Source organism: Massilia sp. P2_C2 (genome assembly GCF_056404615.1).
The window spans coordinates 1-4840 of sequence record NZ_JBFUDR010000397.1 but is presented as its reverse complement, the minus strand read 5'-3'; the positions used below and the strand labels follow the sequence as shown (position 1 = coordinate 4840).

Below are 4840 nucleotides of genomic sequence, written 5' to 3'. Positions count from 1 at the left end.
CGGCAAACTCTCCGCCAAGCTGGAGGCCCCCGCCGGCCCCCCGCGCGCCTACGGCATCTTTGCCCACTGCTTCACCTGCAGCAAGGACGTGCTGGCCGCCACGCACATCGCGCGCGGTCTCGCGGCCCTCGGCGTGGCCGTGCTGCGTTTTGACTTTGCCGGGCTCGGGTCCAGCCATGGCGATTTTGCCGATACCAATTTTTCCTCGAACGTGGAAGACCTCGTCGCCGCGGCCGACTACCTGCGCGAGCACTACGCGGCGCCGAAGCTGTTGATCGGCCACAGCCTGGGCGGCGCGGCCGTGCTGGCGGCRGCCCATCGCGTGCCGGAGGCGAAGGCCGTCGCGACGATCGCCGCGCCCAGCGATCCGCACTACGTCGTCCATAAACTGCTGTCCGAGCACCTCGACACCATCGCCCAGCAGGGCGAAGCGCGCGTGAAGCTGGCGGGGCGCGATTTCAACATCCGCCAGCACTTCGTCGAGGACGCCGGCCAGCATCGCCTGCACGACAAGATCGCCACGCTCGGGCGCGCGCTGCTCGTCATGCAGGCGCCGCAGGACGATACCGTCAGCATGGACAACGCCACCCGCATCTTCGAGCTGGCGCAGCATCCGAAGAGTTTCATCTCGCTGGACGGCATGGACCACCTGATCACGCGCCGCGAGGATGCTGCCTACGTGGCCGGCGTCATCTCGGCCTGGAGCGTGCGCTATCTCGACGCGCAATGACGGGGACGGACATGCAGAACTTCGAACGGCGGCGCGACCGCTTCGACTTTTTCGACCGCATGGACAGCCCCGCGGTGAACCTGTGCTTCCTGCTTACCGTGCCGGAATTCCGGCCCTGGTGCAAGGCGCAGGACCTGGCGCCTTTCCACGTGATGCTGTGCGCCGTGCTGCGTGCGGTGCTGAAGGTCGAGAACTTCCGCTACCGCGTCGTGGACGGTGAGGTCATCCGCACCGACCGGCTCGTGCCGTCGTTCACCGTGATGAACCAGCACGGCGACYTSACTCGCSCAGTTTCGASTGGTCCGACGACGTGCGCGAATTCGTCGCGCGCGGGGTGGCGGCGCGGGAAGCCGCGTCAAGCATGACGGAGATGAACCTCAAGTACCGCACGATGTCGCCGCGCGAAGCGAAGGACCAGGTGTTCGTCACCTGCATGCCGTGGCTCGATTTCACCTCGATCCAGCATCCGATGGCRTCACTGTCCACGCCCGACATCCCGTCGCTGGCCTGGGGGCGCTTCAGCGCCGGTCMGGACGGCCTGCAACTGCCGTTCTCCGTGCAGGCCCACCACGGCTTCGTCGACGGCTGGCACATCCATCTGCTCGGGCGCCAGRTKGCCGMMGARCTGGCGGACATCATCCGYTGAGCGGAGTCTAATCGCCGCCGCAGCCGCCCCCGCAACTGCTGCCGCAGCTGCTGCCACCGCCATCGCAGCCGCCATCACCGCTGCCGCCGCTATCGCCGCAGGCATCGCCACCCGCGAACGCCATGCTGTCGATGCCGCCGCAGGAACTGCCATCCGTCGTCGCCGCCGCGCGCCGCCGTTCGTATACAGTCAGGAAGTGGCGGTCGACGAGGCCCTCGGCGACGAGCAGCGCGAGCGCCAGTTCTGGATGCGGCAGCGCGCGCCACATGCCGCGGCCCTGCTCGTTCAGGCGCGCGTAGCGGATCTCGCCGGCGCGGTTCCAGTAGCCGTGCCCGCCGGGCATGCGGAGCGCGGCGTCCAGGCCGAACAGCCCGGGCAGGCGCGTGCTGCCCGGATCAAAGCCGTCGCGCGCGCAGCAGGCCGCGAACGTGTTCAGCAGGGCGTCGGGCGCGAGCGCGGCCCGCTCGACATGCGGCACCGCAATGCCGAAGTGGCGCCGGCAGTAGCGGTCGAGCGACGTCGGACTCCAGCGCAGCCATGCATGCCAGACCGAATCCGCGGCTTCCGACGGCAGGGCGCAGGGGCGGCCGCTGTGCCGCACGGCGTCGAAGAACCGCAACAGTCCTTCGGCCCAGTGCCTGCTACTGCAGCTGACGGGCTGGCTGTGTGCGCGCCAGCTGGCGGTGGAGCGCATCCTCCTGCAGCTGGAGCATGAGCGGGGCAGGTGGCGCGTGCGCCGACCGGCGTGGAGATCGTGCTGGCCGAGCCGACGTGGCGCGACGAGCACCTCGTGCGCCTGCTCAGGGAGCGCCTGGGCAGGCTCGTGCTGGACGCGCCCGTGATCGGCCTCGCGCTGGAAGCCCTGCAGGTGCGGCCGATGGCGCCTCCCAACGCCTCGCTATTCCCCGAACCGGGCGGCAGCGAGGAAGACCGCATGCGCATGCTGGAACTGCTGGCTGCGCGCCTGGGGCCGGAAAACGTCCTGCAGCCGCTGCCGCTGGCCGATTACCGTCCGGATCAGGCCAACGTCTGGGTGCCGGTGCAGCAAAAGGTCAGCGACAAGGCGCGCAACGCGCAGTTRCCACCCGACGTGCAGAGCCTGCCGCGCCCGACGTGGCTGCTGGCCCGGCCGATCGCGCTATTGATGCGCAATCACCGGCCGTTCTATGGRTCGYCGCTGCRCATGGCGTCGAAYCCGGAGCGCATCGAGGCCGGCTGGTGGGATGGTCCGGAGACGCGCGATTATTTCATCGCCGAAGGGCAGGATCACACGCTGTATTGGGTGTACCGGGAGCGTATCGGTACGGATGAGAGCGGGCCGCGTTGGTTTTTGCATGGCTTGTTCGGGTGAGGGGAACTTATACCGCGAGTAGGCGAACAGGAGGAAAAGGGACTGGACAGCTAACCAAGCCTCTCAAGTTGCGCCATACAAATATATAAGTCATCTGCGCGCCAAGGCAAGTAAGCGTCAGCCTTTAAGATCGATGCCAACGAGCCCTTCGGCACCTACTGGTCCATATGGGTTCGGATTGCAGCCATTATCCCCGACTACATAAACCATACGACCGGTTGTCTTTGCTGCCAAAGCATTCGAATATTGGAGCTTTCCGAAAGTTGTGCTTATGTCGATAATATAATATGCATTATTAGGGGCGGATGAGCAGGGACTCGCTGCGCCATTGAAACTTCCATTGTTTACCATTATAACGACTTTTCCAGAAATAACAAAAATCCCTGCGACATAGCCCTGAAAATCTGAAGCGCTTGCCGGAAGAGAAAATATTGCAGCTGATATTGCAAAGACCAAGCTGATAATTTTTTTCATTGTTTTTCATCCCTTTGTTTATCATTTAAAATATATCGTAGCGTATACAATGGCGCACCAATACCCACTACGCGAAAACGAATCGTTCATTGCCAACGTAGTTCAAGTATGCACTGATGCAGCGAGGGTTCCATCAGTCCACAACATGGTGTGGAAGTGAATTTCAGTCCGTAATTTCAACCAGTTCCACGTTGCAAGTGGTCCCTGGACCATTCGGTTGGCTATAGTTTAAACGAGCGATTCGCTTGCCAGACAGTTTGGCTGCGAGCAGTTGCGCATACAAGCCTTTGCGGTTCGCCGAGATATAGGCGACACCATATGCACAGTTAAAAGTGAATGGCTCATTGAACGAAACATAAAAATAATCGGCCTGGGCGCCCAGTTGCCTGACTGTCTTTTGATACTCATCGACTGCTTGGCTCTGTGCAGATGAAGTAATGGATAAACCACACAACGTCAATGCTACTGCGACGGGACCTAAAAAGCGTTGCATTTTCATTTGTTGTAAATATATTAATTATCTACGTCTAATATCTGTAATGCCAACGTGTCTATATAACTGCTCGTCTACTGCAGTTGTATAGTATTGCTATCTTCGCCGTAGTGCAACCGAGTGCAACTGCCGGTGCCAGAAATAGCTATTGAAATCAATCCGTCACATAGAAATACGCAACGGTTGGCCACCCTCCCGCACAGCCCTCAAGATATACCGATACGTGTTTGCCAGTTAAATAGGCCGCCAGAAATGCAGCGAACGTTCGTTTTCCGATGCTGGTGTCACCATTATCAAATCTGAACTGGCTCGTCGGAGAGACCGAACAACCAAGCGTAGAGCCGAATAGGGGGCCGTCAAGATCTACAAAGCATGTGGCGGCGTTGTTGTGGCAGCCAACATCGAGGACTTTGCGTCCACTAAGATTTTCTCCCGCATATGCATTCAGGCTGCCCAAGCACATGCCAGCAGCAAGAGTCGACAACGCGATCGTTCTAAAAAATGCCATAAATATTCTCCATCTCATTTTGAAGTTTCAAACAAATTTCGTTTGCCTATGATTGCCCTTGAAAACCACTAAAATCTTGCAATCACGATGTGGCGGAACGAATGCTAACGGCGGTCCTGAGTGCAAAGGCGGTACACGTTGCCGGAACATCGTCACCATCGAAACGGACTTGAACGACAGTCGTCCCACGAGTTTTCGCTGTCAGAAATGCACTGGACAGCGTCATGCCTGCTCAAATGTGAAACGCGAGCAGCACTGGCCTCGTTATCAAGTTCGGTTTCCTAGTGTTTTGAGCCATCGACACCAGTATTCATTCATTATTAAGAAAAATTCCAGTATAGCAATTCTGGAATCCTGAAAACTCACGCATTCTCACGTCAGCTGACTGCTGCGCCCGCCGCGATCCCAAGCAAACATTCCCCGCTTGTCTCACAATGCGCATGACAGCGCCACCGCTTCAGTCCCACACCCGAACCCGAACACAGAAACACCCATGCTTACCGAACGTATCGACTTCCCCGGCCCCCACGGCAAACTCTCCGCCAAGCTGGAGGCCCCCGCCGGCCCCCCGCGCGCCTACGGCATCTTTGCCCACTGCTTCACCTGCAGCAAGGACGTGCTGGCCGCCACGCACATCG

7 protein-coding genes and 1 pseudogene are annotated in these 4840 nt (G+C 59.9%); 4 read left to right on the top strand and 4 right to left on the bottom strand.

Features of this window, described 5'->3' with window-relative positions:
• The 3 genes from AC1DYX_RS27955 to AC1DYX_RS27945 form a co-directional block, all read left to right on the top strand.
• Positions 1–730, top strand: a 730-nt coding sequence (locus tag AC1DYX_RS27955; protein ID WP_477264989.1) for an alpha/beta hydrolase family protein, incomplete at its 5' end; no start/stop codon positions are given.
• 11 nt (positions 731–741) lie between these two features.
• Complete coding sequence (locus tag AC1DYX_RS27950; RefSeq protein WP_477264987.1) at positions 742–1095, top strand: hypothetical protein; 354 nt, start codon at positions 742–744, stop codon at positions 1093–1095.
• Positions 1041–1376, top strand: a complete 336-nt coding sequence (locus tag AC1DYX_RS27945) for a CatA-like O-acetyltransferase (protein WP_477264985.1) — start codon at positions 1041–1043, stop codon at positions 1374–1376. Before AC1DYX_RS27950 ends, AC1DYX_RS27945 begins: the two co-directional genes overlap by 55 nt.
• A 7-nt stretch (positions 1377–1383) precedes the next feature.
• Here AC1DYX_RS27945 and AC1DYX_RS27940 read toward each other — a convergent pair whose 3' ends face one another.
• Positions 1384–2070 (bottom strand): glycine-rich domain-containing protein, encoded by a 687-nt coding sequence (locus AC1DYX_RS27940; RefSeq protein ID WP_477264983.1) that lies wholly within the window; start codon positions 2068–2070, stop codon positions 1384–1386.
• Here AC1DYX_RS27940 and AC1DYX_RS27935 point away from each other — a divergent pair.
• Positions 2006–2727 (top strand): annotated as a pseudogene (locus AC1DYX_RS27935) (DNA polymerase Y family protein); the annotation flags it as partial. The gene AC1DYX_RS27940 and the pseudogene AC1DYX_RS27935 overlap by 65 nt on opposite strands.
• A 117-nt stretch (positions 2728–2844) precedes the next feature.
• Here the strand turns inward: AC1DYX_RS27935 and AC1DYX_RS27930 are convergent.
• The 3 genes from AC1DYX_RS27930 to AC1DYX_RS27920 form a co-directional block, all read right to left on the bottom strand.
• Entirely contained in the window at positions 2845–3201 is a 357-nt protein-coding gene (locus AC1DYX_RS27930; RefSeq protein ID WP_477264981.1) for a hypothetical protein, read from the bottom strand.
• Between the two features lie 163 nt (positions 3202–3364).
• Entirely contained in the window at positions 3365–3694 is a 330-nt protein-coding gene (locus AC1DYX_RS27925) for a hypothetical protein (protein ID WP_477264979.1), read from the bottom strand.
• 154 nt (positions 3695–3848) lie between these two features.
• Positions 3849–4202 carry a hypothetical protein gene (locus AC1DYX_RS27920; RefSeq protein WP_477264977.1) on the bottom strand — a complete coding sequence of 118 codons (354 nt, stop codon included), beginning with the start codon at positions 4200–4202 and terminating at the stop codon, positions 3849–3851.
• Positions 4203–4840 lie beyond the last annotated feature (638 nt).

Bases quoted from the DNA above. Each gene is read 5' to 3' on its own strand.
- AC1DYX_RS27940 (WP_477264983.1), bottom strand. From the start codon at position 2,070: ATGCGCTCCACCGCCAGCTGGCGCGCACACAGCCAGCCCGTCAGCTGC.
- AC1DYX_RS27930 (WP_477264981.1), bottom strand. From the start codon at position 3,201: ATGAAAAAAATTATCAGCTTGGTCTTTGCAATATCAGCTGCAATATTT.
- AC1DYX_RS27925 (WP_477264979.1), bottom strand. From the start codon at position 3,694: ATGCAACGCTTTTTAGGTCCCGTCGCAGTAGCATTGACGTTGTGTGGT.
- AC1DYX_RS27920 (WP_477264977.1), bottom strand. From the start codon at position 4,202: ATGGCATTTTTTAGAACGATCGCGTTGTCGACTCTTGCTGCTGGCATG.